This is a genomic window from Lacticaseibacillus chiayiensis, assembly GCF_004123795.1.
GTDB lineage: Bacteria > Bacillota > Bacilli > Lactobacillales > Lactobacillaceae > Lacticaseibacillus > Lacticaseibacillus chiayiensis.
This window is the reverse complement of the sequence record NZ_MSSM01000004.1, coordinates 1-20,611: the sequence shown is the minus strand read 5'-3', so window position 1 is coordinate 20,611 and position 20,611 is coordinate 1. Positions and strand designations below refer to the sequence as shown.

Annotated in this window: 19 protein-coding genes and 3 pseudogenes; 8 read left to right on the top strand and 14 right to left on the bottom strand. The window is 46.9% G+C overall.

Features of this window, described 5'->3' with window-relative positions:
* Positions 1 to 121: 121 nt before the first annotated feature.
* From BVJ53_RS02010 to BVJ53_RS15515, 3 genes and pseudogenes are all read left to right on the top strand, one after another.
* The gene (locus BVJ53_RS02010) at positions 122 to 1,948 is read left to right on the top strand and encodes a heavy metal translocating P-type ATPase (RefSeq protein ID WP_129300932.1); all 1,827 of its coding nucleotides are present in this window, start codon (positions 122 to 124) and stop codon (positions 1,946 to 1,948) included.
* Positions 1,949 to 2,166: 218 nt separating this feature from the next.
* Entirely contained in the window at positions 2,167 to 2,322 is a 156-nt protein-coding gene (locus tag BVJ53_RS15030) for a hypothetical protein (RefSeq protein WP_414467417.1), read from the top strand.
* Between the two features lie 30 nt (positions 2,323 to 2,352).
* A pseudogene (locus BVJ53_RS15515) lies at positions 2,353 to 2,607 on the top strand (MFS transporter); the annotation flags it as partial.
* Positions 2,608 to 3,460: 853 nt separating this feature from the next.
* Here BVJ53_RS15515 and BVJ53_RS01995 read toward each other — a convergent pair.
* From BVJ53_RS01995 to BVJ53_RS01985, 3 genes and pseudogenes are all read right to left on the bottom strand, one after another.
* Entirely contained in the window at positions 3,461 to 4,642 is a 1,182-nt protein-coding gene (locus tag BVJ53_RS01995; protein ID WP_129300931.1) for a FliK family flagellar hook-length control protein, read from the bottom strand.
* A gap of 224 nt (positions 4,643 to 4,866) precedes the next feature.
* Complete coding sequence (locus BVJ53_RS01990) at positions 4,867 to 5,643, bottom strand: ABC transporter permease (protein WP_129300930.1); 777 nt, start codon at positions 5,641 to 5,643, stop codon at positions 4,867 to 4,869.
* A 12-nt stretch (positions 5,644 to 5,655) separates the two neighbouring features.
* Positions 5,656 to 6,598 (bottom strand): annotated as a pseudogene (locus tag BVJ53_RS01985) (ATP-binding cassette domain-containing protein).
* 127 nt (positions 6,599 to 6,725) lie between these two features.
* On the opposite strand from BVJ53_RS01985, the gene BVJ53_RS01980 reads away from it, so the two are divergent.
* The gene (locus BVJ53_RS01980) at positions 6,726 to 7,241 is read left to right on the top strand and encodes a MarR family winged helix-turn-helix transcriptional regulator (RefSeq protein WP_129300929.1); all 516 of its coding nucleotides are present in this window, start codon (positions 6,726 to 6,728) and stop codon (positions 7,239 to 7,241) included.
* 380 nt (positions 7,242 to 7,621) lie between these two features.
* Here BVJ53_RS01980 and BVJ53_RS01975 read toward each other — a convergent pair whose 3' ends face one another.
* The 9 genes from BVJ53_RS01975 to BVJ53_RS01935 form a co-directional block, all read right to left on the bottom strand.
* Positions 7,622 to 8,461, bottom strand: a complete 840-nt coding sequence (locus BVJ53_RS01975) for a hypothetical protein (RefSeq protein ID WP_129300928.1) — start codon at positions 8,459 to 8,461, stop codon at positions 7,622 to 7,624.
* A 415-nt stretch (positions 8,462 to 8,876) separates the two neighbouring features.
* The gene (gene hxlB, locus BVJ53_RS01970; RefSeq protein WP_129300927.1) at positions 8,877 to 9,419 is read right to left on the bottom strand and encodes a 6-phospho-3-hexuloisomerase; all 543 of its coding nucleotides are present in this window, start codon (positions 9,417 to 9,419) and stop codon (positions 8,877 to 8,879) included.
* Positions 9,416 to 10,042 carry an orotidine 5'-phosphate decarboxylase / HUMPS family protein gene (locus tag BVJ53_RS01965; protein ID WP_129300926.1) on the bottom strand — a complete coding sequence of 209 codons (627 nt, stop codon included), beginning with the start codon at positions 10,040 to 10,042 and terminating at the stop codon, positions 9,416 to 9,418. Before BVJ53_RS01965 ends, hxlB begins: the two co-directional genes overlap by 4 nt.
* The gene (locus BVJ53_RS01960; protein WP_129300925.1) at positions 10,042 to 11,016 is read right to left on the bottom strand and encodes a sugar kinase; all 975 of its coding nucleotides are present in this window, start codon (positions 11,014 to 11,016) and stop codon (positions 10,042 to 10,044) included. The genes BVJ53_RS01965 and BVJ53_RS01960 overlap by 1 nt, the downstream gene beginning before the upstream one ends.
* 149 nt (positions 11,017 to 11,165) lie before the next feature.
* The gene (locus tag BVJ53_RS01955) at positions 11,166 to 12,443 is read right to left on the bottom strand and encodes a gluconate:proton symporter (RefSeq protein WP_129300924.1); all 1,278 of its coding nucleotides are present in this window, start codon (positions 12,441 to 12,443) and stop codon (positions 11,166 to 11,168) included.
* A 12-nt stretch (positions 12,444 to 12,455) separates the two neighbouring features.
* Complete coding sequence (locus BVJ53_RS01950; protein WP_129300923.1) at positions 12,456 to 12,707, bottom strand: glycerol-3-phosphate dehydrogenase/oxidase; 252 nt, start codon at positions 12,705 to 12,707, stop codon at positions 12,456 to 12,458.
* Entirely contained in the window at positions 12,700 to 13,461 is a 762-nt protein-coding gene (locus tag BVJ53_RS01945; protein ID WP_129300922.1) for a sugar phosphate isomerase/epimerase family protein, read from the bottom strand. The genes BVJ53_RS01950 and BVJ53_RS01945 overlap by 8 nt, the downstream gene beginning before the upstream one ends.
* Positions 13,462 to 13,734: 273 nt before the next feature.
* Positions 13,735 to 14,718: a LacI family DNA-binding transcriptional regulator gene (locus BVJ53_RS01940; RefSeq protein WP_158280557.1), complete on the bottom strand. Its 984-nt coding sequence runs from the start codon at positions 14,716 to 14,718 to the stop codon at positions 13,735 to 13,737.
* A gap of 36 nt (positions 14,719 to 14,754) precedes the next feature.
* Positions 14,755 to 15,855, bottom strand: coding sequence for an SLC13 family permease (locus tag BVJ53_RS01935; protein ID WP_129300920.1), 1,101 nt, complete (start codon positions 15,853 to 15,855; stop codon positions 14,755 to 14,757).
* A gap of 146 nt (positions 15,856 to 16,001) precedes the next feature.
* Between BVJ53_RS01935 and rlmH the strand changes: the two genes are divergently transcribed.
* From rlmH to BVJ53_RS01920, 3 genes are all read left to right on the top strand, one after another.
* Entirely contained in the window at positions 16,002 to 16,481 is a 480-nt protein-coding gene (gene rlmH / locus BVJ53_RS01930) for a 23S rRNA (pseudouridine(1915)-N(3))-methyltransferase RlmH (protein ID WP_129300919.1), read from the top strand.
* A gap of 185 nt (positions 16,482 to 16,666) precedes the next feature.
* The gene (locus BVJ53_RS01925; protein ID WP_129300918.1) at positions 16,667 to 17,944 is read left to right on the top strand and encodes a Fic family protein; all 1,278 of its coding nucleotides are present in this window, start codon (positions 16,667 to 16,669) and stop codon (positions 17,942 to 17,944) included.
* A 255-nt stretch (positions 17,945 to 18,199) separates the two neighbouring features.
* Complete coding sequence (locus BVJ53_RS01920) at positions 18,200 to 18,646, top strand: ASCH domain-containing protein (protein ID WP_129300917.1); 447 nt, start codon at positions 18,200 to 18,202, stop codon at positions 18,644 to 18,646.
* 89 nt (positions 18,647 to 18,735) lie between these two features.
* Here the strand turns inward: BVJ53_RS01920 and BVJ53_RS01915 are convergent, their stop codons facing one another.
* Both BVJ53_RS01915 and relB read right to left on the bottom strand, forming a co-directional pair.
* Positions 18,736 to 19,545 (bottom strand): sialate O-acetylesterase, encoded by an 810-nt coding sequence (locus BVJ53_RS01915; protein ID WP_129300916.1) that lies wholly within the window; start codon positions 19,543 to 19,545, stop codon positions 18,736 to 18,738.
* A gap of 278 nt (positions 19,546 to 19,823) precedes the next feature.
* Positions 19,824 to 20,051, bottom strand: a complete 228-nt coding sequence (relB, locus tag BVJ53_RS01910; protein WP_129300915.1) for a type II toxin-antitoxin system RelB family antitoxin — start codon at positions 20,049 to 20,051, stop codon at positions 19,824 to 19,826.
* Between the two features lie 206 nt (positions 20,052 to 20,257).
* On the opposite strand from relB, the pseudogene BVJ53_RS01905 reads away from it, so the two are divergent.
* A pseudogene (locus BVJ53_RS01905) lies at positions 20,258 to 20,611 on the top strand (hypothetical protein); the annotation flags it as partial.

The following is a 20,611-nucleotide window of genomic DNA, read 5'->3' as shown; positions in this document are numbered from 1 at the left end:
GCAAGTTAGCTTAAGCTGAATTTAAACCGTTACAGTTCTAGATTATATTCGTTCTAAAAAGGTTGAAATTCTAGATTGTAATGGTTATAATTAGGGTACTTAGGAAAAGGGAGTGGCAACAATGAAAAAGAACTGGCAGTTAATGATGGTGCTCGTTGTCAGTGCCGTTGCGCTGGTCTTTGCGTTCGTATTAAAACAGCCATTGATTGCTCAAGGGCTCATCACGGTGATGGGGTCGATCATCGCTTTGATTATGTTCGCGGGCATGGTGAAAACAATTCGGTCCGGTAACTTTGGCGTTGATTTATTAGCCATTACGGCGGTTGTCGCAACGTTGGCAGTCGGTCAGTATTGGGCATCGATGATTGTCTTGCTCATGTTAACCGGTGGCGATGCGTTGGAAGATTTTGCGGCGACGAAAGCCAGCAGTGAATTGAAACAGTTGCTGGAAAACGCGCCGACAACGGCTCATCGGATGGTTGATGGGCACGTTGAAGACGTTGATGTTGATGCGGTCCAAGTCGGCGAAACGATTTTGGTTAAGCCGCGGGAAGTTGTTCCTGTCGATGGTACGGTTTTGGCAGGCGAGAGTTTGGTTGATGAAGCCAGTTTAACCGGTGAATCCAAACCAGTTGCCAAAAACGCAGGTACTGACATCATGTCCGGGACAATTAACGGTGACGCTGCATTGACCGTTAAAGTTACCCAGCGTGCCGAAGATAGTCAGTATCAAGGGATTATCAAACTGGTTAAGGAATCCGAAGCGCGGCCAGCGCATTTTGTTCGGATGGCCGATCGCTATGCAGTTCCGTTCACTTTAATCGCTTATATTATTGCTGGTTTGGGCTGGTATCTATCTGGTGATCCGGTTCGCTTTGCCCAAGTGTTGGTTGTCGCTTCACCTTGTCCATTGATTCTGGCGGCGCCGATTGCGATGGTTTCTGGCATGAGCCGCAATAGTCGTAACGGGATTATCGTGAAGTCTGGTACCACGCTTGAAAAGCTAAGCGATGCCCGGACGTTTGCGTTTGACAAAACCGGCACCGTGACGCGCGGTATTTTAAAAGTGGCTGCTATTTTGCCGCAACCTGGTTTTACGCAAGATGAGCTGCTGAACTTAGCAGCGAGCGCAGAAGGCCAGTCAACGCATATTTTGGCGCGGTCCTTAACCGATGCTGTACCGGTAGCCGATCGCTTGCCAGCGACTGAAGTTTCTGAAGCAACCAGTTTCGGGGTGAATGCGACGGTTGATGGGCATAAGGTTAAAGTCGGTAAGGCGGAATTTGCCGGGACGACGGACACCATCAATACGACGGCGGTTTATGTCAATGTTGACGGCAAGTATGCCGGTGCCATTACCTTTTCCGATCAGATTCGGCCGGAAGCTAAGGAAACAATGGCTAAGCTGCATGAATTGAATGATGCGAACTTGATCATGATTTCCGGTGACCAACAGTCGATTGCTGACAAGGTTGCTGAAGAAGTCGGGATTGACCAGGTATACGCAGAGCAGTTGCCACAACAGAAAATTGAAGTGTTGGACAATTTGCCTAAGAATGGCCGGCCAGTTGTGATGGTTGGCGATGGCGTTAACGATGCCCCTTCGCTGGCGATTGCCGATGTCGGCATTGCCATGGGCGCGCATGGCGCAACGGCGGCCAGCGAATCAGCTGATGCTGTTGTGTTGCGTGATGACTTAGCCAAGGTCGCTGCGGCCACGTTAATTGCCAAAGAGACGATGGTCATTGCCAAGCAGTCCGTGCTGATCGGGATTGCGATTTGTACTGGCTTAATGCTCATTGCCAGCTTCGGGGTCATCCCGACGATCATAGGCGCGATGTTGCAGGAAGTTGTCGATACGGTGACGATTCTGTATGCATTGCGCGCTCGGAATGGCTTGCATCGGCAGGCGTTGGTCGATCCGGTTCGGGCAGAGGCTCGGGCTTAGCGGTGGTTTAAAAGAGAATAAGATGGCGCTGCATGCATGATGTATGCAGTTTGATAAGCCAATTGGTTTTGCGAGTTTTTCGTGGGGCTGGTTGGCTTTTTTGTGTTGTGAATGGGGCGCACAGAAGGTGGTGGCTCATTGGAGAATGTTCTATTTGGGGCAATTGGGGGTTTTACTTTCGTGTTCTATAACGCGCTCCCCGGCGCAGGAGCCTATGTGTGTTAGGCGATGGTCCGGATGAAGATCAATGGGAACGCAAGTACTTGATGGAACCGGCAGACGCACGGGTTATGTTATTGTCGAATACCCATCTGGCGCTTTCAGATGATCAGATTGCCAAGAAATTACGCGAACAGTTAATTGATGAAAAATAATGAATTGAAAGTGTGAAAGAGGAAAAAACAATGGAAAATAAAAAAACCGTTGTCCACGATGGTTGGGACGAATTCGCCTCGAAGAAAATTTACCATTCGCGTGGCAAAAAGATCGGTGTCGGCCGGTCACTAGGATTCGGTGTTTTTTCGATGTTCAGTATTTCCATGCAAGGACTGGTTGGTGCATGGTTACTGTTCTTCTACACCACATTTTGCGGTTTGTCAGCAGGTCAAGGTGCGACCATTTTCCTGATTGGCCGTGCGGCGTCCACGGGCCGGTCAATTGGTCGAATTGGTCGGCTGTGAAATAAACATTATCATTGTGGTCCCAGCTGGTTTTTTGCGATGCCAAGAAAAAATAGTGATTGTGAAAACGAAACATTGCCGGGGCTTCAGTGCCAGGTGCGAGGTTGCTGATGATTTTGGTCTCAGCGGTGGTACCGTCAGTGGCTAAACGGTAGATATCACCTTCATGCGTCAGCAGATAATTCGTACCGTCATTGTCGGTAAAACTACCAATATGCCACATGCGAATGGGCTGATCGTTGAAGAGCAGCGGCCCTCTAAAAGTGAACGTATCGGTTAGGCGGTCAGCGGTCGCATAAGCAATCACCGGATCAAAGTAACGTTCATCATCGGTGTGCATGAGCATAATATATTGACCGGTTTGCGCCCGAACAACCTTAACCCGATCACCAATGCGATGCGGCTCTAGTAACCCTGAAGGCTGAAGCGGCAAGGCGAGGCCGGTGAATTCCCAGTGCTCTAAGTCAGACGATACATACCGCGAAAATCCGGCAAATTCAATAGATGCCGCTTGGTGGTATTCACCAAAAAGATAGTATTTGCCATTTTCCTGAATCAAACAGCCACCAGAAACATTCACAGCTTGCTGGTGTTGATCATACCAGGGAATTCCATTGAAGATGGTTGGCATGAGAAGAGCGGCCTCCTTGTCTTTTTGACGTCATGTTAGCTGTCTCAATCATAACAGACGTAATGAGAGATTCGTGATGTGATCGCTGGGAAAAGTCTGGGGCAAAGATGGCGGTCTAAGTCTGATTCATCGTTACATTAGGCAAAAAAAGCTGGAGCCCTCATTTGAGGACACCAGCCTTTTTTAAGACGATGGTCAGCATCATGGCTGCTTGGTTTGAGATGATGGTTGCGCATTGTCAGTACTTGGCGTTGCAGCAGGCGCCAAACTACTTGTGCTTATGGAAGAACTTTTATTACTGTTTCCGCTGTCGCCACTTGGTCCCCATGTCCACTGGTACGAACCGTCACTCATGGTTACTGATTTCACGGTCATATCATCGACGGACTTGCCTTGCACTTTAATGGCTGCTACGGCGTCATCGTAAGTCTTATACAAACCACCGCTGAGAACTGTTGTCATTGGCTCAAGACTGCTTGATGCGGCTGGGCTTGAAGATGGTTGATTTTGGTTGTCTGGTGTGTTTGACGGGCCGTTACCGTTAGTCGTTGCAGAGGACGACTGCGCAGCTTGGTTATGATCAGGCTGAGTGTCACTGCTGCCTGGCGTCTGCTTGGTTGGCGTATCATCTTTTTTGCCAACGCCGCTAGCCGGTTCCGAGTTGTTAGTCGTTGCTGTTTCTTGTTTTTGGCCATTTTGATCGCTTGAGTTCGGGTTAACCATCGCGACGCTTGAATCGTTGCTTGTCTGTGATTTCCGAGCAACTTGAACTAGTGGCAAAACATTCTTGGCAAAGTTCTGATTTTCGACGTTTTCAACCGCGTTAACGGCAAGGTCGACACGACTACTACTGAGGTTCGCCTTTGGATGTTGCAGGTTTCGATCCGTATAAAGTTTTTGAATCTGCGAGATCGCCAGCGCTTTCTTGTAAAGTTGGTTAACCGATTGCTGATAGTCGGCGGCAAATTCTGGCTTAGACGAGGCAATGGCCTTGTAAGCTTTATAAGCCTGGGAACCATCTTCGGCTGTTTGGGCAAGATTGCTGCTTTGAGCCTTCGTCGTTTGTTCAATGGTCAGCATATAACTGGCAGCATCGGCATCCTGCTTATCTTTTAAAATGGTCTGCTTTTGTTTATGATCATCAACATTGTGAGCCAGTTGTTGCAACTTCTTCTGCACTGCAGTCACTATGTTTCTGGACAAATGTTTAGCGGGAAAAGTTCGCCTTGCGGATGTGTATAGTTGATTGGTCTGTTGCGTTGCCGCCTGGACGGCATGTTGCGCAAATGAGGTATCGATGGTACTCCGCATCCCGTAAAAAACGGTTACGTACCCAGCAATCAAGGTACCGACCAGGATTTGGAAAGTATGTTTCTGCTTCATTGATGCCACCTCCAATAACCTAATGGTACGGGCTGGACTTAACAAGAGCATTGCAAACAGGTCACGATTTAAGCCCTTTTTGTTACACATTAATATACTTGTAATATAAGGGGTTTACTAACTGAATTCAACGATTGTTTTGGTTGCGTATTTTTTTGGTCAAACAACAACGGTGATCCCATTAGATGTTGCATAGTAACCAACAAAACCATCTTTTTCGTGCATTAATCCCTTCGCTGGTAAACAAATATGGTTAACGGCAAAAATATTAAAACGATAATTCCACCACTGACAAGCACCATAATCGCTTCACCATTCCAAATACCGGTCCTTAAGATTGCTCTGATTGCGGTGACAGTCGAGCTGACGGGATTTATCTTAACGAAAAGTTGAATGGAACTCGGCAGTGTTTTAGTAGGAATGAAAGCATTAGATAAAAATGACAAGACTAAAATTATAATCATCGACAAACTTCCGATTAATTCAGCATTCTTAGCTAATAGACCTACTAAAGCAAAAATCCATGAGATGGCCCATCCAATGAAAACAGCTAGCAATAGGGCCTCTAAAATTGACGAAAAACCAACTGCTGGTCGCCACCCCATCAAAAAGGCAGTTGTTAGTGACGCTATTCCAGAAAGAAAAAGCCGGAAAATGTCACCGACTAATTGGCCGGCCAAAGGAACAATTGGCGAAATCGGTAAGGTTTTAAATCGGTCAAAAATCCCCGAGTTAATGTCATCACGCAATTGTTGTCCAGATCCTGAAGCGGCATTTAACACGCTTTGAACCAAAATTCCAGACGAAAGCATCGGCAAATAAGCCTGAACACTTCCTGCAATTGCACCTCCGAACAAATAGCCAAATAATAATGTGAAAATTATTGGCTGAATAATGACATCGCTAACGTTATCTGGATTGTGCCAAGTTTTAAGCAGGTTACGATGTGTCATAGTGAGAATATCATGAACGATATTATTTTGGTTTTTAACTAAATTCATGCTAGGCTCTCCTTAGTTTTTTCCGACAGTTAACTTCATAAAAACATCGTCTAGTGAGGGTGTTCCAATTGTAAGGTTCGTGTAAGAAATCCTCATTTTTTGTAGTTGAGCTAATACTTGTGGGACTTGTTGAAGTTTGATATTGTCAAGCAACGTGGTCAAAACGCGGTCATCTATGCTGACAGGTAGTGATAGGACGTCTTTAATAATCGCTTCAGCTTGTGAAAGTTTCTGTCGATTTGTAATTTCTACGCGCATCTGCATACCACCTATTTGCTGCTTTAATTCGCTGGGCGTTCCTACCGTTATCATCCGTCCATGATCAATAAGGGCGATTCGGTCCGCTAAACTATCAGCTTCCTCTAGATACTGCGTTGTTAGCAAAACCGTTGTTCCTCTAGAGACTAATTTTTGAATCGCTTGCCACATTTGCTTACGTGTCCGCGGATCTAAACCAGTCGTCGGTTCGTCCAGAAAAAGAATAGATGGGCGGCCAATTAAGCTGATAGCTAAATCTAGACGGCGGCGCATACCACCGGAAAAGGTCGCTAGTGCTTGATCTGCAGAGTTTGATAAGTCGAAGTCCAATAATAATTCGTTGGCTCGTGTTTGAGCCTCTGCACCCGTTAGGCCATTTAGCCTTCCAAAGATTAGCAGATTTTCACGTGCACTCAGTTCTTCATCAATTGCTGCCGTTTGTCCTGTTATACTAAACTGTTGGCGTACTTTTCGACCTTGGGTTAAGGTATTGAACCCGTTCACAAGCACCGTACCTTCATCTTGTCGTAGTAAGGTGGTTATCACTTTTAAAGTCGTCGTTTTCCCAGCGCCATTTGGGCCAAGCAAGCCAAATATTTCCCCTTTTTTTTACGTTGAAGGAGACGCCCTGTACGACTGGCTTTTTTCCATAAGACTTCTTGATATTCGTAACTTTGATTGCATTTTCAGTTTTCAAAAAAGATCCCTCCTTAGTCAGGTACCCTGACTAACAAGAATATAAGGCCCCCTGACATAAACGTCAAGGGAAACTTTCAATTAGTTTGTCGAAAGTTGTATACTAAAAAAGAAATGAGTGATGAATATTGCCAAGTGAACCTAAGGCGGCGTTGGCTGCAGGCAAATTAGCTGAATATGAGCAGCTTAGTAAAATTTATGATGATATCATTAAGCAACCTCGTCCACACTTGACAGTTGAGGGTCAAGGCAAGGTTTTATTGGTTTTGGCTGATGAGGATCGCTTATCACAGCGTCAATTGGCGAATCGTCTCGCCATGTCACCTCAATCTGTTAACGAATTTGTTTATAAACTTGTTTCTCGTGGGCTAGTTACGTTAGACAGTTCGCCCCGTGATAAGCGGGTCAAACTGGTTAGTCTTACCTCAGCAGGCCGAGAAACAATTGAAAACGCCGCGCGTGAAGTGCCAACATTTTTGAGGGCGCTTTCTGATGATGAGTTAAGCCAATTAACAGAATTGTTAGATAAGGTTACTAAGGCTATGTACACGGATATTGACAATGCTAACCCCACTGCAGGCGTCAAACTTCATAAGTTATTTGCCAGCAGATACTTGAATAGGTTTAAAAAACAAAAAATGTAAAGCGCACTTCGATTGGCGGGCTATTTTTTAAGCACTAGCGCCATCCGAAGTAGCACTGGCGAAAATTGAATTAAAGCCAGAAAAATCGGATCGTCGCAGAAAAGCAAGAAGATAATGCGGTGTTCGTTTTTCTGAAAACTCGGTGCACCATGAGTTGAATGGTGAGTTTCGATGATACTTAGTTTCACAGTCTAAATGTGTGACATTAGAACCGCCCTAGCTGCGGACCAGTTCGAATGCTAGAACGGCGATGTGGTGATATATTTTTTCAAGCAAATCGGTGATGCGAGAAGAATTCAAAATAAACGGCTTCGATCCTCCTTATACTTTGTGGAAGATCGAAGCCGTTTTAAATGTCTGGTTTAATGGTACATTGGCGCTCAACCTTGTGAACTTGATGCTCCAGCAAAACTTGAGGATGATGAGCTACTTGACTCCTGCTGGCTTTGGTTAAATTCACTGCTGGTAGTTGAAGCGGAAGATGTTGATTGACTGGTCGTAGTAGATGATTGAGGGCCGCTTGATGCAGAACTTGGTGCAGTTGGAGACGAAACACTTGCTTCTGCGCTGGAAGTGTCATCTGCGGCTGCCTGTTGGGCGGTCGCAATGGCTGGCATCATTTGATCGGCAAGCTGTGGGTTATCAATATGTTTGAGAGCTGCCAAGGCGGCTTGAACTTGTGACCTACTCAAGCCAGGCTTTGGATCTTGAAAATCGGCGTCACTAAATAGACTGGCGACTTTATTGACAGCTGCCTCTTGGTCGGAAAGTCGTGCCACTTGTTTTTGATAAATCTGAACAAATGTGGGTTTTTGTTTGGCAAGCTTGGCTAAAGCTTGCTGCGACTCAATCGTTAACGTTTTTAGTTGAGATGGCTTGATCGGCTTTTGGGCGATTGCATTTTTAACGGTTAGCATTTGCTCGGCAGCATCCAAATCTGCTTGAGCGCTGGCAATTTGATTGGCTTGTTCCGGCTCCGTGATCTTACGACGGGCTGCTTGTAAGCTGGTTTTAGCAGCGTCAATCTTTTCTTGGCTTAGTTGTGCGGCAGGTAGTTGATGCGATGAATCTTTGAAGAGCGTGTCGACTTGTTTGGTAGCCGCTTGAACGGCGTGTGCTGACTGTGTGTCGGTCCAAGTACTGTGCGCGCCGTAAAATAGCGTTAAACAACCTGCGACTAGCGTGACGACGATGATCGAGAACAACGTCCTGCGCTTCATAGAATGGTTCCTCCTGGTAAGCGTAAGCAGGAGCGCTTATAAATCAGAGTGTCGTTACCTTGGCCATTGCGACCGAGACTCTTACACTCCAATTTTTGCGACTGCGAACGCGTTAATGTGCGGTAAAAAGTTTAAATGGAAGCCTGTCACGGCCTCTAATTGCATCAGCATAATGCCTAAACATCATTGGCTGGCAGCTTCCAGTTATCAAAGTTTTGTTTAAAAGTACGTCATGCCTTTAGCAAAGTTTAATTTTAGCACGTTCCGGTAGAAAAGCAATGAAAACGAATACATGTCTGCTGCAGCGGGATTTATAAGCCGAAAAAGGCACTGAAATTGCCACATGAATCGCGCAATTTTAGTGCCTTTTTAAACAATATGCGAAATAAAAGCTTTGTTTTGGAACGGTTAACGTTTATTCAACGTTAACGTGTTCGTGTAATGCATCGGCATTGCTGGTGTCGTCGCGTTTTGCTAGCTTCAATGTGAGCGCATCTAAGGTGATGTGCACAGTCTGGTCGAATAATGTCGATAGCAGCTGAATTGATTTAACACCGGCACCGGTTTTGGTTGCGCCGGGAACAATGACCACCGCATCAGCGAGTTTGGCCAGTGGTGATTCGGCGGCGCTGGTGAAAGCCACGATGTTCAGGCCGAGCTTTTTAGCCGCTTCGGTGTCTGCCACGATACTTTTGGTCGTACCTGAACCGGAAATCGCCACCCAAGTATCGCCTTTTTGAATGGACGGCGTAATCGTTTCGCCCATCACATAATCGGTGTAGCCAATATGCATGAGGCGCATCGCGAAGCCTTTTGCCTGAAAACCGCTGCGGCCGGCACCGATGACGAAGATGCGCTTATCTTTGGTCAGATACGGCATCGCTGCATCCAGTTGCCGTTCATCGACCAGTGCCATGACTTGATTGATTTCTGTCATAATATCCGGAATGACTTTCATGCGCTAATTGCCTCCATAAATTGTTGTGCCGTTGAGACTGGATCGGCGGCCTTGGTGATGGCGCTGCCGACAATGGCGATTTCGGTTAACCCTTGTGCGGCCAAGGCGGTTGCTCCGGCTAAATCAATGCCGCCAGCAATTGCCAGTCGCTTGAGTTGCGGAAATGCGTTATGAAAATCCGCCACTGTTGCGGTTGGATCAAGGTGGTCTTGCCGATCGGTGCTGTGGTGCAAGGCGTAAATGGCATCAGGGAAAATGCTGACGGCCTGCTGTTTGGCGGCGTCGACCTCCATCAAGTCAATCATCATTTCCTTTTTAGCCGTTTCTGTCGCTGCCGCTGTTGTTTGCAAAGTTGCCAGTGATGCCGCGCCCATCACGGTTAAGATATCGGCACCCGCAGCAAAGCCTTGTTTGAACTCGTAGCCGCCTTCATCAATGGTCTTTAAATCAATGAGTAACTGCGAGGTATGAATGGCTGCACGCATGGCTCGAAAACCGGCCAAACCATCATCTTTTACCAAACTGGTACCCATTTCGATAATCGCGACTTTTCCGTCCAATTGTTTGGCCAACGCCACCGCATCGGCTAAGGGTACGCGATCAATTGCCACCTGTAGTTTCATCAAAACTCGTCTCCCGTCACAGCAAGATTTTTGTCTAAGAACGCCTGCAGTTGCTCCGGCGTCGGATAACCGTCATTGTCGCCTGGCGCCTGAACCGCAAACGCACCAATGGCGTTTGCGCGGACGACCGCATCACGTTGGGACTTGCCTTCCATTAAGGCGGTAATCAACCCCAAAGCAAAACCGTCACCGGCACCAACCGTATCAACAACCTGCGCCACCTTAAAGCCTTTCACCCAGTAGCCTGCTTCGTTTTTATTCTTAACATACGCGCCTTTAGGACCCACTTTAACAACAACGGTTTGCGTCCGTTCGCTTTGATTAAGGTAAAAATCAGCAATCGTTTCCGGATCGCGGGAGCCAACCAACAGTTCCCCTTCATTATCGCCTGGCAAAATAATTTCGGCTTCTTTTGCAAGCTCATTCAGTGTCGCTGCCATTTTTTCCGGACTCGACCACAGCTGCGGGCGTAAGTTTGGATCAAAAGTGGTACGGATGTTGTGTTCGTGAAGCAAGTCAATCAAGTGCCGAAAAGCGGCCAGTGCCTGTTCCGAAATCGCTGGGAAAATGCCGGAAAGATGGGCAAATTTCACATCCGAAAAATCAATGCGATCCAGCATTTTGGCATCAAAGTGCGCGGCAGCAGAACCGCGCCGAAAATAGAAAATATCCGGATCGCCGGTTGAAACCTTGTTTTTAAGCTGGAACGCGGTCCAATAATCAGGCGTACTATCAATATAATCGGTTTGGACATGATTTTCACGCAACTGGTCCTTAATGAAATCGCCAAACGGATCTTCGCCTAGCCGCGTGATATATTGTGCGGAATGACCTAAACGCGACACCCCTACAGCAACATTCACTTCGGCCCCGGCCAGGTACTTCCTGAAATTCAAGGCGTCCTTTAGCGATTGATCCGTATCCTGTGAAGCAAAAAGCGCAATTGGTTCTCCGATGGTAAGAAATTCTGACATGATAGGTTCCCCCTCTTTAAGTGAGCGTGAGCCAGCGCGGTTAGAAGCCGGAGTGTAAGCGGCCTTGGGTGTGATGGCCCGGGTTTAGGCCATTGCGACCAAGGCCCTTACACGCAGGCTTCTGCGCTGGCGAGCGCATTATCGAGACATTACAACAACACATAAGCCGCCAACAAATTCAGAATCGTGGCAATCCAAGCCCAAGGCAGCCCGGTCAATAGAAACGTTTTGGTATCAAGCTTGGCATATTCAACCGACCAAAGATTCCAGGACTGGGTGATGTCGGCTGACACCGCCATCATGGTCGGAACCACGAGCAAGCCATATAAGAAGTAAGGCGGGAATAAACCAGTGGCGGTAAAGATCGCCGCCGTTGCTGCCCCGGCGCCATAAAGCATTAATGGCCCGCGGAAGTAGGACAGCGGTGCGATGACGATCATGATGAACACCATCAACAAGCGGTTATCAGGGATGATGTGTTTGAAAACCGTCGTGAATTGGCCCATGGTGTGAACTGCCGCGCTTTGAAACATGGTCAAGACCAGTAACATGATCAGCAAGCCCGCAATATCACCAATGGCTGTTTTGGTCGTCGTATTCATCATCTGGACAAAATGAACGTAAGACTTCATATTGCCGGTCATCGCAAACGCCAGGATCGTGGCCAGCAACAACGCTGGAATGGCATCCCATTTGAAGAAAATACTCATGGCCACTGGCAACACCGGCAGCAAGTACGTGATCGGATTGACATCAGGCGGCACGCTTGTTTCCGGCGTCTCTGACTCGACAACGAAAGGCTTGCCGTTCCTGATTTTTCGGCCATAGAAAAGGATCATGGCGATGACGACCAGCATCTGAATAGCCATGGCGACAAAGCCGAAGCGTAGATAATGATCCCCCCAGGCAACGCCTTTGAAGAAAACAGTGAATTGGTTAAACAAAACCGGATTAATATACATGGCCGCGCCGATCGACAACGTGAAAATGGAGACGGCAACATTTTTAGGGACACCCATGGAGAACATGATCGGGAAAAGAATGACTCCGACCGCGATTGCCGAGCCTACACCATACGCACTTGAGAAAATCAAGGCGGTGATAATGGCAATTAAAATGGTGGCGATCACGGGCGCCTTGCTCCCGACGCTTTGGGTGCGGCGACTGATGGAACCGGCAATGCCAGTATCCACCAGCACGCGGCCAAACCAGGAACCGAGAATGATATACAAAGCGGTTTTGCCGTAATTCAACACGGGATCGGTGAAAATTTCCTTAATCGCGACGTTTAACGGTATCAATCCAATGATGGTCCACACAATCGCCATCACGAAGAAACCGACTGTTAAGTTGCCGCCGCGCATCGCAAACATAATGAATAAAACAAAAGTCAAAACAAGTAAAATACCGGTAATTAGACTCCCCATGTGAAGGCCCCCTTAATACTTGTTCAACTCGCTTAAAATGCGTTGGTAACTGGAACGGATGCCGTTTTGATCGGGATCCTCAAAGAACTTATTTTCCGTCGAGTTAAACCGCTCAGCAAGATAAAACGCCGACAAATACGCAGCTAAAGCCTCTTTGCTGGCTGCTTCGATGTCCACTTTTTCCGGAGATACCTGAATATTGAGTGAGTTGATGAAATTCAGGGCAAATTTTTCCGGGTCAATTTGCAGTCGTTGGTTATTCATGTGTGAGACCCCCTAGCTCATCCTGCAGGAGCTTTTTACCTGCTAAGATGACGCCGTGATGTGCGGTCGGATATTCCAATGCGATGGGTACTGTGTCGGGCAAAATGGCCAAAATGTCGCGCCAAGGCAGATCCCCTTGATCCAACGGGACGGTGACTGGTTTTTCGCCGCCAGTCAGGTCGTCTTTAACATGGATGTACCGTGTATATTGACGCAGCGCGGTCGCAGCCTTCAACGGATCTTCACCGACAAAAGGCCAGTTACCTAGATCGTACACATAGCCGATCGGAACATTGGCGGCCGTGACGGCTTGCAGAAATGTCAAAATCGGTTGTAAGCGGCCACTCGTGGTAGTTTGATCATTTTCGATATTGATTTCAATTCCTTGCTGGGTGAGCGGAAGCAAGGCACTGGCAAGATCACCGGAGAACTCGGCAAAAGCGCCAATATTCCACTTGATCTTGGTCACGCCCATGACTTTTGCTTCATCCAAATAACCCTGAAGCTTTGGATTAACCTGACCTTTAGCAATAAAAATTTCATCAGGAACACTGTAGAAAAGTTTCAGCTGTTGATTCTTGGCAAGTTCGGCTATTTGCGGCAGTTCTCGGGAAATATCGCGAAAATATTCCCGTCTGACTTCAATAGTCGAAAAGCCCAAGTTGACCAACTTTGACACGAGGTCAGCTTGTGATTGGCCGGCCTGCCATTCGGAAGCGAGCAATAAAAGATTAGCAACGATTGGTGCTAACATGGTTACAACCTCCTAAAAAGTGAGCGAGTTGCTCCTTTGCGCCAAGGAGCATGGTATGACGAACAGAAAGTTAAACTCGATTCAATAGGGAAACCGGTTTCCTAAAAGCACATTGTCACTATACAAGCGCTTACAATTATGGTCAAGTAAAATGCTCGTTTTGTTTTGATTGAAAAATGCGGCCAAGGTCGCACGGCTTAAGGACGCAAAAATCGCCTCCAGAGATTTTATTCATCTCTAGAAGCGATTTAGCTTTGGTATCCATTTTTGGAATCAAAATGATGAGCGAATTCGGACATCGGCTGGAATTTCCATGCGCTGGACCGCAACCGGTTCGCCAGCAATCTGCTGAGCGAGTAGTTCAGCTGCGGTTTGACCGATGACATCAGGGTGTTGTGAAACGGCGGAGATGCCCGGTGTCACTAATTCAGCCCAATCCCAGTCGTCATAGCCGCTGAGCGCAACGTCTTGCGGGATCCGCAACCCTTTGTCATGCAGCCAGCGTAACGTTGCCATTAACAAGCGGCCATTGCCGGCAAAAATGAGCGGATGCTTCTGGGGATGTGCTGTGATCCAGTTGGCAAGTGGCGTGATGCTGTCGTTGTCTGTTTCCAATAAAGTAACCGTGGTCGGCGTCTTTTTGAACGTATCCACAAACGCTTGATACCGCGATTGCCGGGTGGAAATCTGGGCGATCGGGTTGATGAGGATCAATATGTCTTCATAATGGCTGTTAAGAATGGCCTGCGCCAGTTTCGCGGTCGATCGGTAGTCGTCGGCCGTGACAGTTGGCCAAGTGAGCGGTCGGGTTATCCGGTCAACTAGTACCATGGGCGTCTGGCTGTCTCGAATCAGGTCGTAGTGATGCGCCACAGGACTCAGCGGCTGCATGATAATCCCGTCCACATTCATACTCAGCAGCATTTCGAGCGCTTTTGCTTCGCTTTTCAGATCGTTGGCTGCATCGTTGATCAAAATCTGGTCCATTGACTGCTGGGTGACCTTGTTGATGCCGCTAATGAGTAAAGTCGAATAAATATTGGAAATGTCGGCCACCACCACGCCGATCAAGTGGCTGCGATTGGTTTTCAGCGAACTGGCTTGGGGGCTTGGCGTGTAGTTAAGCTCCGCAATCACCGCGGCGATGTGTGCCTTGGTGGTCGCTGACATATGCTCGAAGCGGCCATTCAAATAGCGGGAAATCGTTGCCTTGGACACGCCGGCTTTTTCGGCGACATCTGTGATTGTGAGTTTCAAGCACCCCACCTCCGTTTTGTTTTTATTTTACGATGATTAGCGGATGGTTAACCAGTAACCGGCACACCCTAAAATCACCAGCGCAATCAAGTTGAAAATCGTGAAGCCGAGAAAGAAGCGTGCATGCGGGCGACTGCCATAAACCAGATATTGTTTGAAAACCAGCAAATTCGCCATCGAACCGACCAACGTGCCGACACCGCCAATGTTGGAACCATAAAATAGCGCTTCAACATAACCGGTAAACCGGGCCAACAAAACAGTGGCCGGAACGTTGGAAATCACCTGGCTCGTCAAGACACCGCTTAAGTAAACCGAATCCTCGGAATTTTCCAGGCTGGCAATAAAATGGGTCACCCACGGAATCTGCCCAACGACGCTGACAATCACGAAAAAACCAGCGAAGGTTAGGACAACGGCGTAATCCACTTCTTTCATGTCTTTTGGATCGAGCGCAACCGATAGCAGAATTGCCAACACCGCGCCGACCCAGGCAGGCACGATGCCGATAACGCCCGCGAAAACCACGCACGCTACAACTATGGCAAAAATCGTCGGCCGAACCTGAATATGAATATGTTCAGTGGGTACGTTGGGCACCGGGACATTATGCAAAAAAAGGCTTAGCACCACCAAAACTAGGAAACTGCAGGCTAAAAGCGGCATTGACCAGCTGAAAAATTGGCGTAGATTAATCTGGAATTGATGCATCAGGAAAATGTTGTGGGTGTTGCCAAACGGCGTGAAGGCACTCCCAAAATTAGCTGCCAGCCCGATTAAGGTGACTGGCAGAATTTCCGGCAACTGATATTTCTTAGCTACCCGCAGATATAACGGAATTAACGTTAAAACCGTGACGTCATTAGAAAGAAACATACTGGCAAAAATGGCAAGAAAAATAAACCACCACGCTAACTGGCGTGTGTTTTTTGCCCGGGATGTTAGCCGATAAGCCCAGTAATCAAGAATATGTAGGTGTTCGAAGATTTGAATCACCGTCATCATGGCAAGAATGGACCATAATGTGGCAAAACTTATGTCACTTATTTTAGGCCGGCCGATGAATAAACTTATGACGACCAATAAGCCGGTGATCTGCAGGACCCGATCTCTGATCAGACGCCGAATAACAATCATCAATTTACCTCATTTGAAAAAACTCAACCCGTCTATTTTGCGCCAAAAACCGAACGATGACAATAGCTAAACCTGACAGAACGTCTGGTATACTTAAAATCGAACATGGTTGTGACAAGTTGTAAACGACAGGAGTATCGAGCAGTGTGAATATTAAAATCATCGGTGTCGGTAAGTTAAAAGAAAAGTATTTTCGTGAAGGCATTGCGGAATATTTAAAGCGCATGGATAAGTTCGCCAAAGTCAACATTGTCGAAGTGGCAGACGAAAAAGCGCCGGAAAATCTGTCCGAAGCCGAGATGGCGGCGGTTAAGGACAAAGAAGGCAAGCGCATTTTAGCCAAAATCAAGGACAAAGAGTGGGTCATTGCTTTAGCGATTGAAGGCAAACAACGCCCATCTGAAGTTTTCGCCAAAGAAATCGCCGACCTGGGGACGTATGGTCACTCAGATATTACGTTCGTCATCGGCGGCTCGCTTGGTCTGTCGCCAGCCGTTATGAAGCGGGCGAACGATACGTTAAGTTTTGGCAAACTAACCATGCCGCACCAGTTGATGCGCCTGGTGTTGATGGAGCAGATTTATCGGGCGTTTATGATTAATATTGGCAGTCCGTATCACAAGTAAGGCAGGCGTTGCAGGCGGGCCTTGATGGGTAGCGATAATGGGGATTTTTAAATTGGCAAACTTGCAGCGAATCGGTTATGCTCATTCTTGAAAATATTTCTTCAAGTTTTGGCCGTTTCCGGCATAAATATTTTGACCTTTACCCCCTTAGTCGCCCCTGACGTCATGTTCTTGGAGGAGAAACAATGGGATACAAAACGTTGAGAGTTCTGAGCTACAGCCAAAGTATACTGAACATTTCGGAAGAATATGAACGCCGCATCAATGGAGAAAGCGCGGTTAAAACGAATTTATGGATGAGTCCCAATGAACGCGACCACAAGGCAATCGCCTCGCATCAGATTTTTTGCGTTCTAACGCCGGATATCTATAAAATGACGATCTCGATGATGCAACGCTCTGAGACCATTAAGCGCCTGATTAGCGAACTGCCTGATGTCGCGAGTGATCAGTTCTTTTTAGAGACGCTGGTCAATGAGCTGATGAGCACTAATGAAATTGAGGGCGTTAGAAGCACGCGCAGAGAACTTTATAGTGCGGTGATGAGTGCGCTGAAAAAAGAGAAAACGCCCATGCGCTTCCGCTCGCTTGCCAATATTTATCTGGGCATTCGGCGAAACCGTTCCATTAAAATCACTGACGTTACCCAGATTAGAACCACATGGGAATATGTCACGGCAGGAGAAATCAAAAAAGCGGATTTACCTGATGGCCAGGTTTTCCGTTCGAAGGAAGTTTTCATCAATGATGCTGCTTCCGGCCGCGCTATCCATTGGCCCTCGCCTGATGAAGCGCAAGTTAAAGAAGATATGGAAGCCCTCATCCAATTTATGAATGATGATGAAACGCCTTTTATTCTGAAAGCCCTCATTTCGCATTTCTTCTTCGAATATGTGCACCCTTTTTATGATGGCAACGGAAGAACCGGACGCTATTTGGCATGCGCATATCTTGGAAAAAAGCTTGATTATCTGACCGGCATTAGTCTGTCGAATAGCATTAGCAAGGCAAAGAACAGATACTATCAGGCGTTTGCGGAAGTTGAACATCCTAAAAACTTCGGCGATGTCACTTTCTTCGTCGAAACCTTGATGCGCATTATCGAAACAGGTCAAAAGGACATCATCACGGCGCTTAAACAAAGTCAGGTTAAACTGGAGGACTGGTTCCATCGAATTTTGGCGGCGGATTTTACGGATCATCAAAAAGCAATTCTGGCCTACTTGATTCAACCGTATTTATTCGGATCAAGGGAAAATTCAACCATGGACGATAACGCCTTGAAAGAGCTGCTTTCAAGGCAAGGGTTTAACGGACGCACCTATAGCCAAATCAGCATTAAGAAAAGCATTGATCAGCTTGAGGAAGACGGCTGGATTGAACTGGTCAAACACCGGCCAAAGATTCATGCGGTTAGTCAGCGTTTTATTGCGTATATGACCGAGGAACATAAGCCACAGTAACAACTTTATATGCGATTGGATACGCGCAGCTGGTTTAATTTTGATATTTCGTGGATAAATGTTTTGGGTTAAAAGATTCAAGCAAGTTGATCAACAACTCACAATTGTCAGACACTTTAAAAATATTTCTCTTAATTTTGGCCATTTCTAGGAGATATATTTTTGACAGTGGCTGTTTCTTCAAATCTTCGAGATATATTGGCCAAAATCAGCAGGTATTTGTCCGATTGAACCATTTAATCAAGGAGCAAGATAATGAAACCAGAAAACTATTTCACTCAGGCAAAGCAGGTACTGGGCCTGCCGGGATCCACACCTTTACAAAGTGCCTATCAATTTGGCGCTGAGGCAGATGCATTGGCAGCACTCGTGCTTGCTGGTAAAAAAACGGCAACAGCAAGTGCACGCGATCTATATGGCGTCGATGAACCTTTGCCACAAGCGGGGGCGTATGATGTGATCTTAAATGCATCCAACGAACCCGTTTGCGTGACGCACACGGATGCTGTGGAAGTCCAATCATTTTTGGCGGTGAGCGCTGACCATGCGTTTCGCGAAGGTGAAGGAGATCGCAGCCTAGCCTATTGGCGGCAGGTTCACGAAGCGTTCTTTGAAGCTGAATATGCGGAAGCAGGTAAACAATTTGACCCAGCGACAGCGCGGATTGTTCTCGAATCGTTTCATGTTGTTTATCCGGTTTGATGAGTGACGAGCGGTGTCTGACCATATTTTGACATCATCAAAAAAGTCTCCGGCATGGGAGGCTTTTTCTATAAGTAAATGTTCGTAAGTCAATAAATCTTAACTGCGGGTAAATCTAACTTTTTACCTTCGATAATCTTCTGGTCAATCAAGCAATTGAAGCCTTGATTGCCAAAGAATTCGGCGCTTTTGGCGTCAAAATGGTAGGCGTCCAGCAGCGTACCGTTTTCCATGTCGATCATGTGGATGTTGGGGTCTTCGGTGGCGAGTTGAATCATGCTTTTTTCGACTTGCGGATCGTATTGTTCGGAGTGGTGGCTGACGGTGCCACAGATGATTGGCAGGGTGGGTTTGTCGACTAACTGGCGACAGTAGGTGAAAACGGCTTTGAGGTTGTCGTAATAGTGGTCGGCTGCAGTCTGTGAATAGGAACCGCGATCGGCTTCACCTTGGTGCCAAAGCATCGCCTTGATGTCGAGGTGTTGTTGGCTGGCGGCAAGACACTGCTTGATGAGGTGAGTAAACGCTAGTAACAAAGAGTCATCGGGTGAGGCGAGTTCGTCAAAATGGGTGGTCCAGTGGCGGTCACCGTCACCGGTTGGGTCAATTGATGTCCCGCCTTCGGAACATTTGATGACGTACAGACTTTGATAAGGCGTCCGCTGCAAAATATTGTGATACGTTACCATGTCGAAGCCCCAGCGATCCTGAGATAGATCGCTGGTTTTCAGACTGGCTTGAAAGACCCCTTTGTTGTGGTCGGGAGTGTAGTTGCTGCAATAGTGGCAGTTAGTCAGCGGCAGATGAATGTCAGCTGGGAGTTCTGATACCGGTACGCGTCCGTCCATGTTAGATTGGCCAGCAGAAATAATGGTGATCGGCGCTAGATTTTTTTCCAAAACAATCGCTCCATTTCTAAAAATTGAATTTGGTCGCGGAATCACACAAAGCAGTTTTTGCAGTTGCTGCGCTGTTTTCGCCCGAGACGACAAAGAGCACTTTTATGAATTCGGTTTTTGAGCGAACGAATTCCATAAAAGTACTCCCGTGATTGAAGTACAACAAAGGAAACTGTATAGCAAATCGTTCGGCGGTCACAAGCGTATGTCATGGCATAACAAAAGCGATATGGTTGAAGTCAATCATATTTGATCAAGGTAAAGGTATTGAGACGCCATTAACTTAATGCAAGACGCGTACGGATTTCGGCGCTGGAGACTGTTTCACCATGACTTGAGCTTAGGTTAGCCATTGCGTCATTGTAATCCTCTTCATCTTCCAGGCGCTCAAGGATAGCTTCACGCATATACTTCGTGACGGAAACACCATGGAAGTCAGCAAGTTCTTTAATTTTTTTGTATTGGTCGTTGTTGAATCGCAAGTAAGTTACGGTTGTATCGGCCATTTTTGATCACCTTTCCTTGTTTCTAGAAACATTATGCCATGAAAAGACTTCATGTTGGGACATATACTTGCAGACGATTGCTAATCACACGTCAGAGGACAATTTATATATTTTTATGTTGTCAAGTAAAATGCGGGTTGCCATAGCTGTCCTTGTGTTAAATTAGTAGCAAACCCTTATGTCAAAAGCCAAGCGAGGTGAATCGGATGAATGAAAAACGCGAACTGCAGGTGAAGGCCGCGATTGCTGGCGCTTTAGGTGATGAAAACTGTCTGATCAGCTTTTATTGTGCGCGTAAAAGTCAGTCGATTTACGTGATTCTCGGCCGTCACATGTGCCAATATTTGGCAATCCGAATCAGTAATCACCGCGCTTTTAGTGGGTTTCAAAAGGTGCCGACCTTTTTCCTGCGCTCACAGGAACAGCTGACGGCTGAGTTGTCTGAGTTTTTAAAAACCGCAACGTGGCGGACGTTTGATTATCAGGATTTCTTTGTTTTGTCGCTGGTGAAATTTGGGCACCATCATGGCACAACGTTTCAGATTGATGATAGTTACGCA